Origin of the sequence: Sphingopyxis sp. CCNWLW2 (assembly GCF_037095755.1) — a bacterium.
Taxonomy (GTDB): domain Bacteria; phylum Pseudomonadota; class Alphaproteobacteria; order Sphingomonadales; family Sphingomonadaceae; genus Sphingopyxis.
Window position 1 is genome coordinate 1,913,514 of sequence record NZ_JBAWKJ010000001.1, and the last position, 17,611, is coordinate 1,931,124.

A 17,611-nucleotide genomic window follows, 5' to 3' on the forward strand; every position below is an offset into this window, starting at 1 on the left:
ACGATACATATCCCTATTTTGTCCTCAACAGCAGCGCACCGGCATCGCCGATGTGCGCAACGATTGAGAAGATACGAAAGGACAAGGCCATGATCGACATTCGCAAATTCGACAGCTTGGGCCACGCCAACCACGGCTGGCTCGACGCCCGTCACCATTTCTCGTTCGCCAACTATCACGATCCGAAGCGGATGGGCTGGGGCGCGCTGCGCGTCTGGAACGACGATGCCATCGCGGCGCAGTCGGGTTTCCCTCCGCATCCGCACCGCGACATGGAAATCATCACCTATGTCCGCACCGGCGCGATCACCCATCGTGACTCGATGGGCAACAGCGGCCGCACTGCGGCGGGCGATGTCCAGGTGATGAGCGCCGGCACCGGCGTGACGCACAGCGAGTTCAACCTCGAGGATGAGGAAACGACGCTGTTCCAGATCTGGATCATGCCCGACCGCGACGGCGGCAATCCCGGCTGGGGCGCGCGCCAGTTTCCGAAGGCCGACCGGTCGGGCCAGTTTGTGACGCTGGCGAGCGGGATCGAGGGCGACGAAGCCCTGCCGATCCGCGCCAACGCCCGCGTTGCCGCGGCGACGGTGAACGCCGGAGAGAGCGTCTCCTATGACCTCGAAGCCGGACGCCACGCCTATCTGGTCGTCGCCAAGGGCCGCATCCGCGTCAACGGCGCGGACGCCGATCCCCGCGACGGCATTGCGCTCCGCGATGTCGGAACGATCGAGGTCGAAGCGCTCGACGACGCCGAACTGGTGCTCGTGGACAGCCTCTAACCAGCCCCCGGGCCGCCGACGTCCCCCTCCCTGACGGCGGCCCACCTGGTGCCGCGAGTTCCCCGGCTCGCGGCACCCCCTCTCCCCGAAGTGAAACAGGAGTATTTGAGATGACCCATATTCTTCGCATCGATGCCAGCGCCCGCAACGAAGGTTCGACCACGCGCCCGCTCGCCGACCAGCTGGTGAACCGCCTCGTCGAACAGGGTTACGGTGCCACCGTAACCCGCCGCGACCTCAACACCGCACCGCCGGCGCTGCTCACCGAAAGCTGGATCGGGGCCAATTTCACCGACGAAGCGGCGCGCAGCGACGAACAAAAGGCCGTGCTTGCGGGCTCGGACGAACTGATCGCCGAACTCGAAGCCGCCGACACGATCGTCATCACGGCGCCAATCTATAATTTCGCGATCCCCGCGTCGCTGAAAGCCTGGGTCGACCTGATCGCCCGCGCGCGCCGGACCTTCCGCTATACCGAGGCCGGTCCCGAAGGGCTGCTGACGGGCAAGCGCGCGTTCATCGTCTTTGCCTCGGGCGGCGTGCCGCTGGGCAGCGAAGTCGATTTCGCGAGCGGTTACCTCAAGCATATCCTCGGCTTTGTCGGTATCACCGACGTCACGATCATCGCCGCCGACGGCCATATGATGGACGGCGACGCGGTCGCTCGCGCCACCTCGGCGATCGGCGAACTGAAGCAGGCGGCCTGAACCGATGCGCCGTCTCCCGAGCCTCTTTCTTTCGCACGGCTCGCCGATGATGGCGCTCGAGCCCAGCCCGGCGCGGACCTTCCTCGCCGGGCTGGGCGACCAGCTGCCGCGCCCGCGCGCGATCCTTGTCGTGTCGGCACATCATGACGCGGCGTATCAGGGCGGCCGCGCGACCGTCACCGCATCGCCCGCGCCGCCGACGATCCACGACTTCGGCGGCTTTCCCGACGAACTGTTTGCGATGCGCTATCCGGCGCCGGGCGAACCGGGGCTCGCGGCGCATGTGGTCGAGTTGCTCGCCTGCCAAGGTCTCGACGTCACCGCCGATCCCGAACGCGGGCTCGATCATGGCGCGTGGGTGCCGCTGACGCTGATCTATCCCGACGCCGATATTCCGGTGGTCCAGCTCTCGATCGCCTCGAATGCCTCGCCCGAATGGCATTATGCGCTCGGGCAGGTGCTGACGCCCTTGCGCGACGACGGCGTGCGGATCATCGGATCGGGCAGCATCACGCACAATCTGCGCGCGCTGTTTTCGGCGCGCCTGCCGATCGATGCACCCGCGCCAGCATGGGTCACCGACTTCACCAACTGGATCGCCGAACGCATGACGGCCGGCGCGGTCGATGACGTGCTGCACAGCGTCGAGCGCGCGCCGCACGGCACCGACAATCACCCGACCCCCGACCATATATTGCCGCTGTACGTGGCGATGGGCGCGGGCGGGACATCGTTCAAGGCCGAGCGGCTGCATCACAGCGTGACCTATGGTCTGCTCGCGATGGACGTTTACGCTTTCGACTAGACAGTAGCCCGCCTATAGCGCGCCATGCTCCTTTCAGATCGTGTTCTCTTCCTCGATGGCGAGGCCCTCGTCATCGACAAGCCTGCGGGCCTCCCCGTCGACGCGCCGCGCGACGGAAGCCTTAGCCTCGAGAATCATCTCGACCTCTTGAAGTTCGGCTTCAAACGCTGGCCGCTCCCCGTCCACCGGCTCGATCGCGACACCTCGGGCTGCCTGCTCCTCGCGCGCAATCCCAAGGCGCACGGCCGCTTCACCCGCGCGTTCGAAAGCCGCGAGGTCGAAAAGCAATATCTCGCGATTGTCGACGGCGTGCCCGACGGCGACGGCGGCACGATCGACATTGCACTCGCCAAGGTTTCAACCGCCGAAGAAGGCTGGCGCATGGTCGGCGATCCAAAGGGCAAGCCCTCGGTCTCGCATTGGGAAAAGCTCGCGGTTGTGGGTGAGCGCAGCCTGCTGCGCTTCCGCCCCGAAACCGGCCGTACGCACCAGCTGCGCGTCCACGCGCTCGAAGGGCTCGGTTTTCCGCTCGTCGGCGATCCCGTCTACGGCCGCGGCGGTACGAAAACGCGCACGTTGCTCCACGCCGAAAGGCTGGTCGTAAAACGTGACGTCAAGCCGTCCATAATTGCCGAGGCGCCGTTCCCTGACAGCTTCATCGCATTGGGTTTTGCGGCGCCGGAAGGAGCGGAGCCAACGCGTGGCTGAGATACCCGAAAGCGCGATATCGGAAAAATTTCTCGCCGGCACGGGGCCGGGCGGTCAGAATGTCAACAAGGTCGCGACCGCGTGCCAGCTGCGCGTCAATGTCTACGCGCTTGGCCTTGCCCCCGATGCCTATAAGCGCCTGAAAACCCTCGCGGGCAGCCGGATGACGACCGAGGGCGAACTGATCATCCTCGCGCGCCGCTATCGCACGCAGGAAGCGAACCGCGCCGACGCGCGGCAGCGCCTGTCCGAACTGATCGATGCCGCGCTCGTCCGCCCCGAACGCCGCATCAAGACCAAGCCGAGCAAGGCTGCCAAGGCGAAGCGCGTCGACAGCAAGAAAGCGCGCAGCACGGTCAAGGCCGGGCGCGGACGGGTGCGCGGAACCGACTAGGCCTCGATGACCAGTCTCTACCGCCTCGATGCCCCCGCCAGCACGATCGCCGCGGCGTTCGGCGCCGAGGCCGGCAATGACCCGTGGACCGGCGACTATGTCGCGCCGGGCCGCCCCGCGCCGGTGATCGTCAGCGACGGCCGCGGCGGATCGCGGCGTTACCTGCGCCCGAAACTCTGGGGCGTTCCGCCGCCGCCGCAGGGCGACCGGCCGGTGACCAGTGTCCGCAACTTGCAAAGCCCCTTCTGGATCGGGACGCTGCGCCACGCCGAATTGCGCTGCCTGATCCCCGCAACCGCCTTTGCCTATTGGTCGGGGCCCGACGGTGCGCGGCGCCAGCACTGGTTTTCTGTGCCATCGCGGCCGGTGTTCGCCTTTGCCGGAATCCACCGCCAAGGCGATGACTGGCCGTGCTTCGCGATGCTCACGACCGACGCCAACCGGCTGGTTGCGCACCATCAGCCAAAGGGCATGCCGGTGATTCTTCATCCCGAGGATTATGCTACCTGGCTCAGCGGCGAATGGCGCGCCGCCGTGGCGCTTGCGGTCCCTTATCCCGGCCAGTTGATGGCGGTCGGCGACACGCCGCCGGTGTAGCAGATTTTCACCATATCGCTTCACCTTGAGGTAACCAACGGCGCCCTAAAAGCGGTTCGACCAAGAAAGAAATGCAGGGGCCGAATCCGTGTTGGGGAATCGCACTATCGAAACCAGAAAAGCGCCGACCGCCGGGCGCGGCGCCGAGCGCACACCCGTGACCGCACGCGCGCGCTTCCGCGAACCGGGGCTGAACCCCTTCGACGTCGAATTGTTCGACCTGTCGTCGACGGGCTTTCGCATGGTTACGTTTTTCCGGCCGCAGATCGGCAAGCATATCTGGGTGAACCTGCCCGGGCTCCAGCCGCTGGAGGCGGTCGTCCGCCGCGCCGATGGCAATAATTACGGGTGCGAGTTCGTCCATCCGCTCCACCCGTCGGTGGCAAAGCATCTGCAGGTCAAGCTGCGCGGCCAGTAAGCCGGCTCAGCTCTCGGGCTTATCCGACTTTTTCAGGATATGCTTCCATTCGGCGGGCGTCACGCGCCCGACCGACAGGCGCGACTGGCGGATCAGATCCATATCGGCGAGCCCCGGATCGGCCTTGATCGCCGCCAGCGTCACCGGATTGGCGAGCGCACGGACGGGCGCCACGCGTACCACGACCCAGGGCGAGCCCTTTTCAGCGGTCGGGTCGGGAAAGCTTTCCTCGATGACCTCCATGATCCCGACGCATTCTTTGCCGATATTGCTGTGATAGAAGAGCGCCTCGTCGCCGACCTTCATCGCCATCAGGTTGAGTTTGGCGGTGTGGTTGCGCACCCCATCCCACATCCCGGTGCCGTCCTTGACCAGCTGCTCCCACGCATAGGCGTCGGGTTCGGATTTCATCAGCCAATATTGCTTGCTCATGGGCCGGGCTTAGCCGAGCCCGGCGCGGGACGAAACCGCCTTTTTCCCTTTAACCGTCAGCGCGCAGCGCCTAAATCGCGACTCATGACGCGCCCGACCGGCGCCGCCCCGATCAGATGGACAATAATCGCATGCCTGCCGCAGTTCCCACCATTTCGATGTCGCTCCCAGCCGATCAGTTCGCGAAGGATTTCGGTGCGTCGTTCGAACGCTTCGGCTTCGCGATGATCACCGACCATGGCATCGACCCCGGGCTGATCGACGAAGCCTGGAACAAGGCGAAAGCCTTTTTCGCGCTGCCCGAGGAAACCAAGCGCGCCTATCATATCGCCGGCGGCGGCGGCGCGCGCGGCTACACCCCGTTCGGCACTGAGATCGCGAAGGGCGCGAAAGAAGTCGACCTCAAGGAATTCTGGCACGTCGGCCGCGACCTGCCCGCCGGGCACCGCCTCGCCGCGCAGCAGCCGAACAATATCTGGCCCGCCGAGGTCGAAGGCTTCCGCACCGCTTACGACAAGCTCTTCGCCGAATTCGACCGCGTCGGCGCGCGTCTCCTCTCCGGTATCGCGCGCTACCTCGGCCTCGCGCCCGATTTCTTCGACGACACCGTCGCCGACGGCAACAGCGTGATGCGCCTGCTCCATTATCCGCCGGTCGAAGCCCCCGCCAAGGGCATCCGCGCCGAAGCGCATGAGGATATCAACACGATCACGCTGCTGCTCGGCGCCGAAGAGGCGGGCCTCGAAATCCTCGACAAGGACGGCAGCTGGCTTCCGGTCAGCCCCCCGCCGGGCGCGATGGCGGTCAACGTTGGCGACATGCTCCAGCGGCTGACCAACAACAAGCTGCCCTCGACCACCCACCGCGTCCGTAACCCCGACGCGGGCCGCGCGAGCGTCGCTCGCTATTCGATGCCCTTCTTCCTCCACTTCCGCTCGGACTATCCGATCGAGACGCTCGAAAGCTGCGTCGACGCGTCGCACCCGAATTTATATCCGACGCCGATCACGGCGGACGAGTATCTGCAGGAGCGGCTGCGCGAGATCGGGCTCAAGAAATAGGCGGATGACCGCGCCGTGGTGGGAGGCGGACGTTCGCTCTCTTTTTTCGTCATCCCAGCGAAGGCGGGGATCCCGCTTGGCGACGGTGAAGAAAAAAAACGTCATTCGCGCCTTCGCGGGAATGACGGGGTTCGGTCGTTGTCCGACGCTCTACCGCCCTTCCCAATAATCGAACACCGCCTGCTGCTGCTCGCGAATAAACCGCGCCGCCGCAGCACCCTCCCACGGGCCGTCATAGCCGAGCAGTAAAGCCGTCCCGCCGACCCACCAACCTTGCCCGGGCAGCCGGTCGCTTTCGCGCACCACCAGCACCGCCAGATCGGGTTCGCCGTCCATCGCGCTGAGGCGGTCGACTTCTTCGAGCGTCCGGCACACCGCGCGCATCTTGGGCCGGGTGAAGCGGAAACCAAGGTCGCCGAGCAGTTCGGAATAGCTGACGCTGCGCCCCGCGCGCGCCGCCTCGATCAATATCGCGCGGATGCGCGGCGCGTCGCCGAGCGCCGACACATCGGTCGGGCTTTCCTCGCCGCCTAAATCTTGGTCTTTGGCGGCCATGGAATGAATCCGGAGGTGCGCGCGACATAAGCGGCATAGTCGGGCCGCGTCTTGTGCAGCCCCTTTTCGAGGAGCGCCTTGCCCGACCATTTGGTGAGGGTGAAGGTCAGGAATATGGGGCCGATCACGCCCACGAACGCGGGCGCCCAGCCGAGGTCGGCGACCACCAGCCAGAGGCCCCACCAGGTCAGCGCGTCGCCGAAATAATTGGGATGGCGCGTATAGCGCCACAGGCCGGTGTCGAGCACCTTGCCCTTGTTCGCGGGGTTTTTCCGGAAAGCGTCGAGCTGCGCATCGCCGATGCTTTCGAACGCAATGCCGGCGAGAGCGGCCACCGCGCCGATCCAGCCGATGATGCCCACGCTTGCCGCGGGGGCGGCCGCACTCGCCCAGATACCGATCTGCGCGGGCAGACAGGTGATGAAGAGCAAGGGAGCTTGCGTTAGGAAAACCATCACAAGCGCGGTCTTTGCCCAGCTCCACTTTCGCTTCTCCATCGAGAGCGCGAGGATCTTTTTGTAGCGCGGGTCCTCGCCGTGGCTCGCCCAGCGGATCGTCAGATGGATAGCGAGCCGCAACCCCCACAGCGATGTCAGGCCGAGGAGCAGCTTTGCGTGTCCGCCCTCCGCGCCGACCTGCCACCATGTCCCCCACGCGAGCAGCACCATACCGAATGCCCAGAAGGCGTCGATGAACGACACGTCGCGGATCAGGGTCGCGATGCCCCACAAGAGCAGAATCACGCCGAGCAACCCGCCGAAATTGATTGTCAGCAACAAAAGGGCGTCACTCACGCGCGCATGTCTCGTTCCTCATCGCGGCCGACGATGTCATCGATCGAGCGCGCCTGCCGCTCGGGGAATCGAGCGGTATGGCTCTTATATACCTCAAATACCTTCATCATGTCGGCGCGAAAGTCGCCCGTCGGCCAGATCAGCGGGCCGAGCCCGCCCGTCTTGGTGCCATAATCCATGAAGCCGACGACGAGCGGCACCTTGGCCGCCATCGCGATCTGGTAAAAGCCGGTTCGCCATTTCGCCGTCTTGCCGCGCGTGCCCTCGGGCGCGACGGTCAGCATGAATTCGGCGCGGCGCGCGAATTCGTGGGTCATCTGCTGGACGACATTGCCGCCGCCGCGGCGATCGACCGGGACCCCGCCCATCTGGCGGATAAAGCCGCCGATCGGCCAGCGGAACAGCGACAGCTTTGCCATGAAAAAGGGACGGATCTTGAGGTCCGCGGTCAGTCCGAGGAAATTGACGAAATCCCAATTGCTCGTGTGCGGGGCCGCGATCAGGATGAAGCGCCGCGGTTCGGGCACCTCGCCGACCGCTTTCCATCCACGCGCCTGGTACAGCAGAAGCAACAGGCGGCGCACCGCACGCGCCACCAGCCCCGGCGGGTCGTCATTCATACTCGTCACGCTTGGTCCTCTCCCTTGGTCCGAATTGCGCGAAAGGCGCACACGGCGCAAGAGGTGCACGCATCGCGGCTTGCGGCGATGTCGTCTTTCTGCTCCCTTCATCCGCAAAACAGGGGAGGAAAAGATGAAGAAACTGTCCGCGCTGCTGACGTCCGCCATGTTGCTTGCGGTGCCCGCGATCGCTGCCGAGGGGCAGCCGCGCCCCGACCAGCTCGCGTTCCGCGATCTCTACAAGGAGCTGGTCGAGACGAACACGACGCTTTCGTCGGGCAGTTGCACCCTCGCCGCCGAGCGCATGGCGGCGCGGCTGAAGGCGGCGGGCATCCCCGACAGCCAGCTCACCCTGTTCGCCACCCCCGAGAACCCCAAGGAAGGCGGCCTCGTCGCCGTCTATCCGGGCACCAGCAAGACCGCGAAGCCGATCCTGCTCGTCGCACATATCGACGTCGTCGAGGCGAAGCGCGCCGATTGGGAGCGCGATCCGTTCGTCATGGTCGAAGAAAATGGCTATTTCTACGGCCGCGGCACCGCCGACGACAAGGCGCAGGCGGCGGTGTGGGTCGACACGCTGATCCGTTTCCAGAAGGATGGCTACAAGCCCAAGCGCACGGTGAAAGTCGCGCTGACCTGCGGCGAGGAAACCAACGGTGCGTTCAACGGGGTCGAATGGCTCGCGGCGAACAAGCGCGACCTGATCGACGCCGAATTTGCATTGAACGAAGGCGGAGGCGGCGACAGCGACGGTAAGGGCAAAGTACTGGGCCAGTCGGTGCAGGTCGGCGAAAAGACCTTCGCCAACTTTCGATTGGAGACCAGAAACCCCGGCGGCCACAGTTCGGCGCCCGTGCCCGACAATGCAATCTATGAGCTCGCCCGCGCGCTGACGAAAATCGACGATTATGACTTCCCGGTCGAGATGACCGACACGACGCGGCGCTTCTTCGCCGAAGCCGGCGCCGCGCGTGGCGACGAGACGGGCCGGGCGATGGTCGCGCTGGCGAAGAACCCCGCCGACAAGGCGGCCGAGGCGATCGTCAACAAGGATCCCTTCCTCCACAGCAATCTACGCACCACCTGCGTCGCGACCCTGCTAGACGGCGGCCACGCGCCGAACGCGCTGCCGCAGCGCGCGGGCGCGAACATCAATTGCCGCATCTTTCCGGGGCACAGCATCGAATCGATCAAGGACGAACTCGGACGCGTGATCGGCGACCCCGGCGTCACGATCACCCAGCTGCCGCCCAAGCGCCCCGCACCACCCGCGCCGCCGCTCGACCCGAAGATCATCGGCCCGATGCAGACGCTCGTCGATAAATATTGGCCGGGGCTGAAGGTCATCCCGTCAATGGCCAACGGTTATACCGACGCGACCTTCCTCGGCGCGGTCGGCATTCCGACCTATGGCATCCCCGGCATGTGGGGCGACCCCGACGGCAATGGCGCGCACGGCCTGAACGAACGCATGGAGGTGCGCTCGGTCTACGTCGGGCGCGACTATATGTTCGATCTGGTAAAGGCTTATGCGGAGAAGCCTTAACCGACGAACGCGCGCTCGATAACGAAATCACCGGGCGCGGCGTTCGACCCTTCCTTGAAGCCGAGCGCCTCGAAGCTCGCTTCGAGGTCGCGGATCATCGCCATGCTGCCGCACATCATGATGCGGTCGATTGCGGGGTCGAAATGCGCCGGGCCGGTCAGCGGATGGCCGAACAGGCCGCCGCTTTCGATCAGCGCGTCGATGCGCCCCTCGGTGCGGAAGGGCTGGCGCGTCACCGTCGGCAGGTAGTGAAATTGCAGCAGCGCCTGATCCTGCACCAGCGGATCGCCCGCGAGCTGGCTTTCGAGCTCGTCGCGGAAGGCGAGGTCGCTGACCTGCCGCACGCAATGGACAAGCTGGATCTGGCTGAACCGCTCATAAATGTCGGGATCGCGCGCGAGGCTGAGGAAAGGCGCGAGGCCGGTGCCGGTCGAGAGCAGGAAGAGTCGCTGCCCCGGCAGCAACGCGTCGGCGACGAGCGTGCCCGTCGGCTTGCGGCCAAGGTAGACCGGGTCGCCCGGCTGGATTTTCTGGAGCCGCGAGGTCAGCGGGCCGTCGGGCACTTTGATCGACAGGAATTCGAGTTCGTCGGCATAGGCGGGGCTGGCGATCGAGTAAGCACGGAGCAGCGGGCGCCCCTCGCCCGGCAGGCCAATCATCACGAACTCGCCCGACCGGAAACGAAAGCTGGGCGGACGCGTGATCGTGAAGCTGAACAGATGTTCGTTCCAGTGGCGCACCGAACGCACCTCCTCGACGGTCAGCGAGGCGGAGGGGGCCAGCTTGGCGGCTTCGGCAATACGGTCACTCATCACTTTGAACTTTCCTGATGTGTCATGGTGCCGGCCGCGAGGGCCGGCATATCGAATCCCGCCGCGACCAGCCGGTCGACCGCGGCACCCATCGCCTTGGCGATCGGACCGACGCTTTCTCCCTCGGCCAGCAAGGCCAGCGTCGCATGGGCATTTGCGGCGTTCTCAAGCGAAAAATCGCGCCAGAGTCCAAGCAGAATTGCTTCATCCTCTGAAATCTGGAGACAGGGCAGGGGCGCAAGCAGCAATGTTTCGGCCGCATCGCCGACAAGCAGCGCCATCGCGACGTGAAAGTCGGGCAGGGCGTCCGCGGCATCGACCGCGGCAAAGCCCCGGTGCAGAACCTGCGGCGGACATCGCCCGCGCTCGGCGGCGTGAACCCACCCGCGCATCGCCCAGAGCAGGAAGCACCCGCCATTGCACAGGCTTTCCACCGGTCGATCAACAAAGGCGTACATCGGGACCCTTTCCAGCGCACAAGATGCGGCGCCGGCGGCTTATATGTTATTGCGAGTCATTTGCAATTTGGAATTTGTGTTCGGGCAGGATTTGCTGCACGCTTGAGATACGGCGGCTTTGACCGGAAGCCGTCGATAGAGATGTGTGCCCCGGCGAAAGCCGCGGTCCAGAATTACAACGCGAACCTAGCGTGTTTCCGCACTGGGCCCCGGCTTTCGCCGGGATGCACAAGGGCAGCTCACCGCCCCAAAACGGCCTTTCTTCAGCGCTTGGTGCCGAAATGTCCCGGCAGGCTGGTGGCCCGCGACAGCCCCGGCCGCCAGGTCGTGAGTTGCGGCGCGGGGACGATCTGGAAATCGGCCTTGCTGTCCGCGGCCATGAGCTGGTCGCCGTGCGTGGCGCGCAGGCGAACGGTTTCGACCGGCTTGTCGGTTTCGATCCCGAATCGGGTGCCCGCGACCCAGCGCACCGTGCCGAGCATCGCTTCGTGGCCGGGCAGGAAGATGGTGATGCGTTCGCCGATCTGCAGGATATGCGGCCCCTGGCCGCCGACGCCGGTCAACGAAACATTGCGGATGGTGACGTCGAACTGGCCCAGCCGCTGACAGGCAAGCGCCGCCTTGACCAGCCGCGACTGGCGTGGCTGGCGCTTTTCATCAGGGGCCGGTGAGGCAGGGGAAGCCTCGGGATTCGACATGCGCGACTCAACAACTGCCGTCCGATTCCCACCTCGGACGATTATCTGATTGGTCCCGGTACGAGTCCTAAATGAGGAAGGTAAATTTTCGTATATCGTGTTTGACAATTTTCACGAATTATTCGGCCGGTGCGTAGGCCTCCTAATATCGCGACGCGCTCGGAGGTTGGCCGAAGGCACTGAAACGGCAAAGAAATTATCGTGGATTATCGCTTGGAAAGGCGAGCGTCCTTTCGGAGCCTACCGGAACGACCCGACTTTCTGGGCGGCCGGTGCGGCGCCCACGGATGCGATGGGCCTTAACTTGCATTCCGCGGCCCTCGCGCCGAACCGGCTGCTCCGGCGATGGCAAGGCCGCAATCACCAGCAGATACGGCAAAAGGGCGGCGCCGCGTATCGGGCGCAACAAAAGGCCCGCCGCGTGCCGGGGCACGGGCGGGCCGATTGGTCAGGGGGCGAAAGGGTTAGCCGAGGCCCGAGAAGCGGATGTCCTGGACGCGGCCGTAACGCACCTCGCAAGTGAACTTGCCCTTGTCGTAATAACCGCCGCGGCCCCAGCGGTCGCCATAGCCGTCGCGGACGATGACGCGGCCCTTGACGCGGTAACCGTCGCGCTTGCGGTCGATGCTGGTGACCTCGGTCACGTCGGTCCGGCCATAGCGGCGGCTGCCGCGCTCGACGGCGCCGACGCACTGGCTGACCGCGCGGCGGCTGTTCCCATAGCGGTTATAGTCATAGCCATAGCCGTAACGGGGATCGTCATAGCGGCCGCGATAGCGATCGTCATAGCGGCCATCATAGCGGCGGTCGTAACGGTCGTAGCGGTCGTTGTCGCCGCTCGACAGGATTGCGGCGAGGCCGCCGATCACCACGGCGCCGGCGATGATTTCGCCTGCGCTGATTCCGTCGCGGTCATAACGATCGCGCGCGGCCGCGGGGGCGGCGCTCATCAGCATCGCGCCGGCGGTGGCCGCACCAATTGCGGCCTTGGTCAGGGTGGTCTTGATAGCCATGGTTCGGTCTCCTTAAGCGCAGGCGGCAGCTTCGCGGCCTGTTGCAGACGGTTTACCGATTCGGCTGTGACAGGGCGCTGAACCCTCCGCTTATCTGGGGTTCAGACTTGGTTTGCTGGCGTTCATAAAGAAAAGGCCCCTCGCCACGGGCGAGAGGCCATTTATCGGTGTGTTGAATAGCGTCAGCCGAAATTGACGTCGACAACGCGGCCGTTGCGGTAGCTGCAGCCAAAGCTGCTCACCTCGCCGCCAAGGCGTGATGCGGTGCCGGTGACGTACCAGCCGCCATTGTTCGGTTCGGTGCCGGTGATGCTGTCGACGCGGGCGTCGTCGCCCATCTCGCCTTCGACCGCCCAGCTGCAGGCATCGGCGGCGCGGCCTTCGGCTTCGCCGCGGCCATAGGCGCCGGGGGTGACGTCGTTCTGCGCCTCGGGTTCGTAGCGCGGCACCTCCTGCCGCTCGTCGCCGCGATAGGGCGGCTCGTAACGATAATCGGGCGCGCGCTCGCGCTTGTTCTTGCTCACTGAGCTCGCGATGGCGGCGATGGTGCCGATGACAAGCAGCCCGCCGAGCACCTCGCCGGTGCTGATATTGTCGCGGTCGCGATACCCCCAGCCGCCATGATGATGGCGTCCGCGCGCTTCGGCGGGCACGGCGCTGAGGCCGACCGAGGTCAGGACGATCGCCGCGGCGGTGGTGAAGCTGGTCAGTTTACGCATCGAGGGAAACTCCCTTCGGCGGGCTCAGGATGGTCCAGCCCTAATGTGACCGCCCTACGCGCGCGATGCTTTCGCGCCGCTGAACCGTGGCTGCCGCGCGGCAAGCCGAGCCCGGTATGAAAAGGCCCGCCATCCGGGAGGACGACGGGCCTTGGGATCAGTTACAGGTGACCAGACCTATCCCCGGGTATCAGCAGACGCAGCGCGGCTTGGGCCGGGGCTTCCACTTTTTCTTCGCGACATAGCGTTTCCGCACCGGCACGTTTTCATAATAGGTGCGCGTGCTCGTCTCGACCCTTTCGGTCACGACCGGCGCCCCGTTGATGATCGTCGTGACGACGACGCCGGGTGTGTAATAGCCGTAGCCATAGCCATAGCCGCTGTGCTGGTAAGTCGTCGCATAGCCACCGGGGTAGGTGCCGCCGGGATAATAGCCGCCCTGATAATGGCCACCCTGGTAACGCGCACTGCGGCTCGCCCAATATTCGTCGCATTTCTTCTTGTCGGCTGCATTGCCGATCGCGCTGCCCGCCAGCGCGCCGACCCCGGCGCCGATCAGCGTGCCCGCGGTGCGATCGCCGCGTCCGGCTATGCGGTTGCCGGCGATGCCCCCCACGAGCCCGCCGACAACCGCGCCGCCCACTGTGCCCCCCCGGCCACAGCGGCGTTCCATCTCTTCGTCGTAACGGGCGTCATACCCGCCGTGATAACGGGGATCGTAAGCGGGCGGCGGCGGATAGCCGGCGCCATGGCCCTCGACCGTGCCTTCATAACGGCCTTCGAAGCGGCGGCCGTCGGATGTCTCGTACGTGCCGTCCCAGGTGCCGGTCCAGCGGCCCTCGGCGTCATAGGTGCCGTCGACGTGGCGATAATCGACTTCGCTCGGCACGCGGTCCGGATAACCGGTGTAGACGCGGCTATCGGGATCGGCGGGAACGCCATAGTCCAGCGCCGGCTGTTCGGCGCGCGTATGGCTCGCCAGCAACAACGACCCTGCGGCCATTCCCAACAACACGAACGTGCGCATGACTTACTCCCTGTTCCCTCGGCCGAACCGATTGGTTAACAGTTTGTTAGCAAAATTAGCGCCTTTTCGCGAATCCGTTAACCGTGACTTATCTGTCCCGATTTGGGGCGGGGTTTCAGGCCGCGAGCGCGGCCGCGATGCGCGCGACCAGCGCTTCGGCGCCCGCCTGGTCGGCGGCGGTGAAGCGGTCCGGGATCGGGCTGTCGAGGTCGAGCACGCCGACGAGGCGGTCGTTCGCAACCACCGGCACGACAAGCTCGCTGCGGCTGTCGGCGTCGCACGCGATATGGCCGGGAAAGGCGTGGACATCGTCGACGCGCTGCGTCGCACGCAGCCGCGCGGCGGCGCCGCACACACCTTTGTCCAGCGGAATGCGGATGCACGCCGCCTTGCCCTGGAACGGGCCGAGCACAAGCTCGGTCCCGTCGAAGCGGTAAAAGCCTGCCCAGTTGAGGTCGGGGATCGCCTGCCAGATCAGCGCAGCGACATTCGCCATATTGGCGATGCCGTCGGGTTCGCCCGCGACGAGCGCCGCGGCGGCATCGCCCGCCTCGGCCCAGCGTTCGGCGGGATCGGTCGCGGTGAAGGCGAGGGCATAGGACATTATTCGACGCTCAGTCCGGTCCACTTCGCCGCGAAAGCATATTTGTCGGCCGCCTCGGCGATGATCTTGTCGGTCGGCTTGCCCGACCCGTGGCCGGCGCGCGTTTCGACACGGATCAGATGCGGCTTGTCGCCCGCCTTCGCATGCTGGAGCGCGGCGGTATATTTGAAGCTGTGCCCTGGCACGACGCGGTCGTCGGTGTCGGCGGTCGTCACCAGCACCGCGGGATAGGCGGTGCCGTCCTTGATATTATGGTACGGCGAATAGGCGAGCAGATTCTTGAAATCGCCCTCCTTCGACGGATAGCCATAATCGTCGACCCAATAGCGGCCAGCAGTGAAGCGGTCGAAGCGCAGCATGTCCATCACGCCAACCGCGGGCAGCGCCGCGGCGAACAAATCGGGACGCTGGTTGGTCACCGCGCCGACGAGCAGTCCGCCGTTCGACCCGCCCTCGATCGCGATCTGGCCCTTGCCTGCGATGCCTTCGGCGATCAGATATTCGCCCGCGGCGATGAAATCGTCGAAGACATTCTGCTTCTTGTCGAGCCGGCCGGCGTCGTGCCACGCCTTGCCATATTCGCCGCCACCGCGCAGGTTCGCGATCGCGAGGACGCCGCCCTTGTCGACCCAGGCGAGCTTGGTCGGCGAAAAGCCGGGGGTCATCGAAACGTTGAAGCCGCCATAGCCATAGAGCAGCGTCGGCGACCCCTTGCTGCGGTCGAGACCCTTTTTCATCACGACGAACATCGGCACTTCGGTGCCGTCCTTCGACTTGTAGAAGCGCTGTTCGACGCTGAAGTCGGCGGGCTTGAAGGTCAGCTTCGGTTCGGCGAAAATCTCGCTTTTCCCCGTTGCGGTGTCGAAGCGATAGATCGTCGTCGGGCGCGCGTAGCTAGAGAAGCTGTAGAAGGTTTCGGGGTCGCTCGACTTACCGCCGAAACCCGATGCCGCCCCGATGTCGGCAAGCTTGATGTTGGCGATCGGCTTGCCGTCGAGCGCGACCATCCGTGCCTCCGACTTCGCATCGCCGAGATAGGAGAGGATCAGGCGGTTGCCGACGCGCGACGCGCCGACCAATGTCGCCTCATTCTCGCCGACCAGCTGCGTCAGCGCGGCCGGTTTTTTGATGTCCATCGACACAATGCGTCCGCGCGGCGCGCCCTTGTTGGTGACGAAGGTAAAGCGCGGACCCTCGTTGGTCACATATTCCCAGTTGTTCGCGAAATCGTCGACGAGGGTGATCGGCTTGGCGCTGGCCTTGCCGAGCGGATGGAGCGTCAGGCCATAGCGCTCGTCGGTCCCTTCGGACGAGACGACGAGCAGATATTGGCCGTCGTCGGTGACCACCGCGCTGTTGTTGAGCTTGGGCTTGTCGGGGGTCGCGTGGATCAGCACGTCGGCGCTCTGCGGCGTGCCGAGCTTGTGGAAATAGACGCTGTGATTTTCGTTGAGCGACTGGAAAGCTTCACCCTGCTTCGGTTCGGGGAAGCGCGAATAATAAAAGCCGCTGCCGTCCTTCGCCCAGTCGAGCGCCGAGAATTTGACCCAGCGCACCTCGTCGGACAGATCCCGCCCGGTCGCGACGTCCTTGACGCGCACGATGCGCCAGTCGGTGCCGCCATCCTGCACTGAATAGAGGAGGTGCTTGCCATCCTCCGACGGGTTCCATTCGCCGAGCGCGGTCGCGCCGTCCTTCGCCCAGGCGTTGGGGTCGATCAGTATACGACCCTCTCCTTTGAGCCCTTCGCGGACATAGAGCACCGACTGCGGCTGCAGCCCGTCGTTGCGGCTATAGAAATAGCGCGTCCCGGCCTTCGTCGGCAGCCCGAAGCGTTCGTAATTATAAAGCTCGGTCATCCGCTCCTTAAAGCTGTCGCGGCCGGGCAGCGTTTCGAGATAGGTGTCGGTGACCTTGTTCTGCGCCGCGACCCAGTCGGCGACCTTCGGATTGACGCGGACATCGTCCTCGAGCCAGCGATAGGGGTCGGCGACATCGACGCCGAACTGCGGATCGACCGTGTCGCCGCGCGCGGTGTCGGGATAGGTCAACGCCTTGGCCATCGCCGATGTCGCGGCGGCATCGGCCGCCGCTGCTGCGCCCGGGATCATCGTCAGGGCAACCAGCGCCAGCGGCGCGGACAGGGCTTTACGGGACATGGCAAGGCGATCCTCATTCTCTGGGGGATATTATCGTGCGCCGATATGTAAGCATCGGAAAGGGACGGGCAAGGGAGAATTAAACCGATGCCTTGGCGCAATCCGGGCAAGGAGGATGCCCGAATGCGACCGATTCCAGCCGTCGCCCGCAAAGAAAAAGGGCGGCTGTCCAACCGGACGCCGCCCTTGATCTCTTAGCGAAGACGCGAAGCTCAGGCTTCGGCGAGTTCCTCGTCATACTGTTCGACCGGACCTGAATCCTGGCCCTTGGCATCGACGTCGCGGTCGACGAATTCGATGATCGCCATCGGAGCCGCGTCCGAGGCGCGGATGCCGGCCTTGATCACGCGGGTGTAGCCGCCGTTGCGGTCCTTGTAGCGCTCGGCCAGGACGTCGAACAGCTTCTTGAGCTGCGTGTCGTCGAGCAGGCGGCTGTTCGCGAGGCGACGGTTGGCAAGGCCACCGCGCTTGGCGAGCGTCACCAGCTTTTCGATATAGGGACGCAGTTCCTTCGCCTTGGCGACGGTCGTCGTGATCTGCTCATGCTTGATGAGCGAAGCCGACATGTTGCGGAACAGGGCCGTGCGATGCGCGCTCGTGCGCTGAAGCTTCCGGCCACCCGATTTATGACGCATAATTCTTTCCTTCGTTCGTTAAGGGCCCGTGTGAGGTAGCCCAGACCAGGTCGATTGCGGGCCG

Annotated in this window: 22 protein-coding genes; 9 read left to right on the forward strand and 13 right to left on the reverse strand. The window is 65.0% G+C overall.

Annotated elements, in window-relative coordinates; translation table 11 throughout:
- Window positions 1-89 precede the first annotated feature (89 nt).
- The 7 genes from V8J55_RS09060 (at window position 90) to V8J55_RS09090 (ending at window position 4,414) form a co-directional block, all read left to right on the forward strand.
- A complete protein-coding gene (locus tag V8J55_RS09060; RefSeq protein WP_336445295.1) occupies window positions 90-785 on the forward strand; it encodes a pirin family protein in 696 nt (231 codons plus the stop codon).
- A gap of 110 nt (window positions 786-895) precedes the next feature.
- A complete protein-coding gene (locus tag V8J55_RS09065) occupies window positions 896-1,492 on the forward strand; it encodes an FMN-dependent NADH-azoreductase (protein ID WP_037513862.1) in 597 nt (198 codons plus the stop codon).
- 4 nt (window positions 1,493-1,496) lie between these two features.
- Window positions 1,497-2,297: a DODA-type extradiol aromatic ring-opening family dioxygenase gene (locus V8J55_RS09070; protein WP_336445296.1), complete on the forward strand. Its 801-nt coding sequence runs from the start codon at window positions 1,497-1,499 to the stop codon at window positions 2,295-2,297.
- A gap of 24 nt (window positions 2,298-2,321) precedes the next feature.
- Window positions 2,322-3,005, forward strand: coding sequence for an RluA family pseudouridine synthase (locus tag V8J55_RS09075; RefSeq protein ID WP_336445297.1), 684 nt, complete (start codon window positions 2,322-2,324; stop codon window positions 3,003-3,005).
- Window positions 2,998-3,399, forward strand: coding sequence for an alternative ribosome rescue aminoacyl-tRNA hydrolase ArfB (arfB, locus tag V8J55_RS09080; protein ID WP_336445298.1), 402 nt, complete (start codon window positions 2,998-3,000; stop codon window positions 3,397-3,399). The genes V8J55_RS09075 and arfB overlap by 8 nt, the downstream gene beginning before the upstream one ends.
- 6 nt (window positions 3,400-3,405) lie before the next feature.
- On the forward strand, window positions 3,406-3,996 hold the full coding sequence (locus tag V8J55_RS09085) for an SOS response-associated peptidase (protein ID WP_336445299.1): 591 nt from the start codon (window positions 3,406-3,408) through the stop codon (window positions 3,994-3,996).
- Window positions 3,997-4,084: 88 nt separating this feature from the next.
- Window positions 4,085-4,414 carry a PilZ domain-containing protein gene (locus V8J55_RS09090; RefSeq protein WP_336445300.1) on the forward strand — a complete coding sequence of 110 codons (330 nt, stop codon included), beginning with the start codon at window positions 4,085-4,087 and terminating at the stop codon, window positions 4,412-4,414.
- Between the two features lie 6 nt (window positions 4,415-4,420).
- Here V8J55_RS09090 and V8J55_RS09095 read toward each other — a convergent pair whose 3' ends face one another.
- Window positions 4,421-4,846 (reverse strand): EVE domain-containing protein, encoded by a 426-nt coding sequence (locus V8J55_RS09095; protein WP_336445301.1) that lies wholly within the window; start codon window positions 4,844-4,846, stop codon window positions 4,421-4,423.
- 131 nt (window positions 4,847-4,977) lie between these two features.
- On the opposite strand from V8J55_RS09095, the gene V8J55_RS09100 reads away from it, so the two are divergent.
- Window positions 4,978-5,907, forward strand: a complete 930-nt coding sequence (locus V8J55_RS09100) for an isopenicillin N synthase family dioxygenase (protein ID WP_336445302.1) — start codon at window positions 4,978-4,980, stop codon at window positions 5,905-5,907.
- 150 nt (window positions 5,908-6,057) lie between these two features.
- Here the strand turns inward: V8J55_RS09100 and V8J55_RS09105 are convergent, their stop codons facing one another.
- Genes V8J55_RS09105 through V8J55_RS09115 form a run of 3 tightly spaced genes read right to left on the reverse strand, consistent with a single transcriptional unit; the run spans window position 6,058 to window position 7,876 of the window.
- Window positions 6,058-6,462, reverse strand: a complete 405-nt coding sequence (locus tag V8J55_RS09105) for a ribose-phosphate pyrophosphokinase (protein WP_336445303.1) — start codon at window positions 6,460-6,462, stop codon at window positions 6,058-6,060.
- The gene (locus V8J55_RS09110) at window positions 6,438-7,256 is read right to left on the reverse strand and encodes a DUF1295 domain-containing protein (protein WP_336445304.1); all 819 of its coding nucleotides are present in this window, start codon (window positions 7,254-7,256) and stop codon (window positions 6,438-6,440) included. The genes V8J55_RS09105 and V8J55_RS09110 overlap by 25 nt, the downstream gene beginning before the upstream one ends.
- Window positions 7,253-7,876 (reverse strand): lysophospholipid acyltransferase family protein, encoded by a 624-nt coding sequence (locus tag V8J55_RS09115; protein ID WP_336445724.1) that lies wholly within the window; start codon window positions 7,874-7,876, stop codon window positions 7,253-7,255. Before V8J55_RS09115 ends, V8J55_RS09110 begins: the two co-directional genes overlap by 4 nt.
- 133 nt (window positions 7,877-8,009) lie before the next feature.
- On the opposite strand from V8J55_RS09115, the gene V8J55_RS09120 reads away from it, so the two are divergent.
- Entirely contained in the window at window positions 8,010-9,422 is a 1,413-nt protein-coding gene (locus tag V8J55_RS09120; RefSeq protein ID WP_336445305.1) for a M20/M25/M40 family metallo-hydrolase, read from the forward strand.
- Here the strand turns inward: V8J55_RS09120 and V8J55_RS09125 are convergent.
- From V8J55_RS09125 to rplQ, 9 genes are all read right to left on the reverse strand, one after another.
- Entirely contained in the window at window positions 9,419-10,234 is an 816-nt protein-coding gene (locus V8J55_RS09125; RefSeq protein WP_336445306.1) for a ferredoxin--NADP reductase, read from the reverse strand. The genes V8J55_RS09120 and V8J55_RS09125 overlap by 4 nt on opposite strands.
- On the reverse strand, window positions 10,234-10,692 hold the full coding sequence (locus V8J55_RS09130; RefSeq protein WP_336445307.1) for a hypothetical protein: 459 nt from the start codon (window positions 10,690-10,692) through the stop codon (window positions 10,234-10,236). Before V8J55_RS09130 ends, V8J55_RS09125 begins: the two co-directional genes overlap by 1 nt.
- A 263-nt stretch (window positions 10,693-10,955) precedes the next feature.
- Complete coding sequence (locus V8J55_RS09135) at window positions 10,956-11,390, reverse strand: PilZ domain-containing protein (protein WP_336445308.1); 435 nt, start codon at window positions 11,388-11,390, stop codon at window positions 10,956-10,958.
- A gap of 464 nt (window positions 11,391-11,854) precedes the next feature.
- Window positions 11,855-12,403: a hypothetical protein gene (locus tag V8J55_RS09140; RefSeq protein ID WP_336445309.1), complete on the reverse strand. Its 549-nt coding sequence runs from the start codon at window positions 12,401-12,403 to the stop codon at window positions 11,855-11,857.
- A 182-nt stretch (window positions 12,404-12,585) separates the two neighbouring features.
- Window positions 12,586-13,122, reverse strand: a complete 537-nt coding sequence (locus tag V8J55_RS09145; RefSeq protein ID WP_336445310.1) for a hypothetical protein — start codon at window positions 13,120-13,122, stop codon at window positions 12,586-12,588.
- A 190-nt stretch (window positions 13,123-13,312) separates the two neighbouring features.
- Complete coding sequence (locus tag V8J55_RS09150) at window positions 13,313-14,149, reverse strand: glycine zipper domain-containing protein (RefSeq protein WP_336445311.1); 837 nt, start codon at window positions 14,147-14,149, stop codon at window positions 13,313-13,315.
- 115 nt (window positions 14,150-14,264) lie between these two features.
- Entirely contained in the window at window positions 14,265-14,753 is a 489-nt protein-coding gene (locus V8J55_RS09155) for a GAF domain-containing protein (RefSeq protein ID WP_336445312.1), read from the reverse strand.
- On the reverse strand, window positions 14,753-16,912 hold the full coding sequence (locus tag V8J55_RS09160; RefSeq protein WP_336445313.1) for a prolyl oligopeptidase family serine peptidase: 2,160 nt from the start codon (window positions 16,910-16,912) through the stop codon (window positions 14,753-14,755). The genes V8J55_RS09155 and V8J55_RS09160 overlap by 1 nt, the downstream gene beginning before the upstream one ends.
- A gap of 212 nt (window positions 16,913-17,124) precedes the next feature.
- Window positions 17,125-17,547 (reverse strand): 50S ribosomal protein L17, encoded by a 423-nt coding sequence (gene rplQ, locus V8J55_RS09165; protein ID WP_037513887.1) that lies wholly within the window; start codon window positions 17,545-17,547, stop codon window positions 17,125-17,127.
- Between the last annotated feature and the right edge of the window lie 64 nt (window positions 17,548-17,611).

Excerpts from the sequence above, each read along its gene's own strand:
- V8J55_RS09065 (WP_037513862.1), top strand. The coding sequence starts at position 896 with ATGACCCATATTCTTCGCATCGATGCCAGCGCCCGCAACGAAGGTTCG.
- V8J55_RS09075 (WP_336445297.1), top strand. The coding sequence starts at position 2,322 with ATGCTCCTTTCAGATCGTGTTCTCTTCCTCGATGGCGAGGCCCTCGTC.
- V8J55_RS09120 (WP_336445305.1), top strand. The coding sequence starts at position 8,010 with ATGAAGAAACTGTCCGCGCTGCTGACGTCCGCCATGTTGCTTGCGGTG.
- V8J55_RS09060 (WP_336445295.1), top strand. The coding sequence starts at position 90 with ATGATCGACATTCGCAAATTCGACAGCTTGGGCCACGCCAACCACGGC.
- V8J55_RS09130 (WP_336445307.1), bottom strand. The coding sequence starts at position 10,692 with ATGTACGCCTTTGTTGATCGACCGGTGGAAAGCCTGTGCAATGGCGGG.
- V8J55_RS09095 (WP_336445301.1), bottom strand. The coding sequence starts at position 4,846 with ATGAGCAAGCAATATTGGCTGATGAAATCCGAACCCGACGCCTATGCG.
- V8J55_RS09105 (WP_336445303.1), bottom strand. The coding sequence starts at position 6,462 with ATGGCCGCCAAAGACCAAGATTTAGGCGGCGAGGAAAGCCCGACCGAT.
- V8J55_RS09115 (WP_336445724.1), bottom strand. The coding sequence starts at position 7,876 with ATGAATGACGACCCGCCGGGGCTGGTGGCGCGTGCGGTGCGCCGCCTG.
- V8J55_RS09150 (WP_336445311.1), bottom strand. The coding sequence starts at position 14,149 with ATGCGCACGTTCGTGTTGTTGGGAATGGCCGCAGGGTCGTTGTTGCTG.
- V8J55_RS09135 (WP_336445308.1), bottom strand. The coding sequence starts at position 11,390 with ATGTCGAATCCCGAGGCTTCCCCTGCCTCACCGGCCCCTGATGAAAAG.
- V8J55_RS09070 (WP_336445296.1), top strand. The coding sequence starts at position 1,497 with ATGCGCCGTCTCCCGAGCCTCTTTCTTTCGCACGGCTCGCCGATGATG.
- V8J55_RS09155 (WP_336445312.1), bottom strand. The coding sequence starts at position 14,753 with ATGTCCTATGCCCTCGCCTTCACCGCGACCGATCCCGCCGAACGCTGG.
- V8J55_RS09085 (WP_336445299.1), top strand. The coding sequence starts at position 3,406 with ATGACCAGTCTCTACCGCCTCGATGCCCCCGCCAGCACGATCGCCGCG.
- V8J55_RS09100 (WP_336445302.1), top strand. The coding sequence starts at position 4,978 with ATGCCTGCCGCAGTTCCCACCATTTCGATGTCGCTCCCAGCCGATCAG.
- V8J55_RS09140 (WP_336445309.1), bottom strand. The coding sequence starts at position 12,403 with ATGGCTATCAAGACCACCCTGACCAAGGCCGCAATTGGTGCGGCCACC.
- V8J55_RS09125 (WP_336445306.1), bottom strand. The coding sequence starts at position 10,234 with ATGAGTGACCGTATTGCCGAAGCCGCCAAGCTGGCCCCCTCCGCCTCG.
- V8J55_RS09145 (WP_336445310.1), bottom strand. The coding sequence starts at position 13,122 with ATGCGTAAACTGACCAGCTTCACCACCGCCGCGGCGATCGTCCTGACC.
- rplQ (WP_037513887.1), bottom strand. The coding sequence starts at position 17,547 with ATGCGTCATAAATCGGGTGGCCGGAAGCTTCAGCGCACGAGCGCGCAT.
- V8J55_RS09160 (WP_336445313.1), bottom strand. The coding sequence starts at position 16,912 with ATGTCCCGTAAAGCCCTGTCCGCGCCGCTGGCGCTGGTTGCCCTGACG.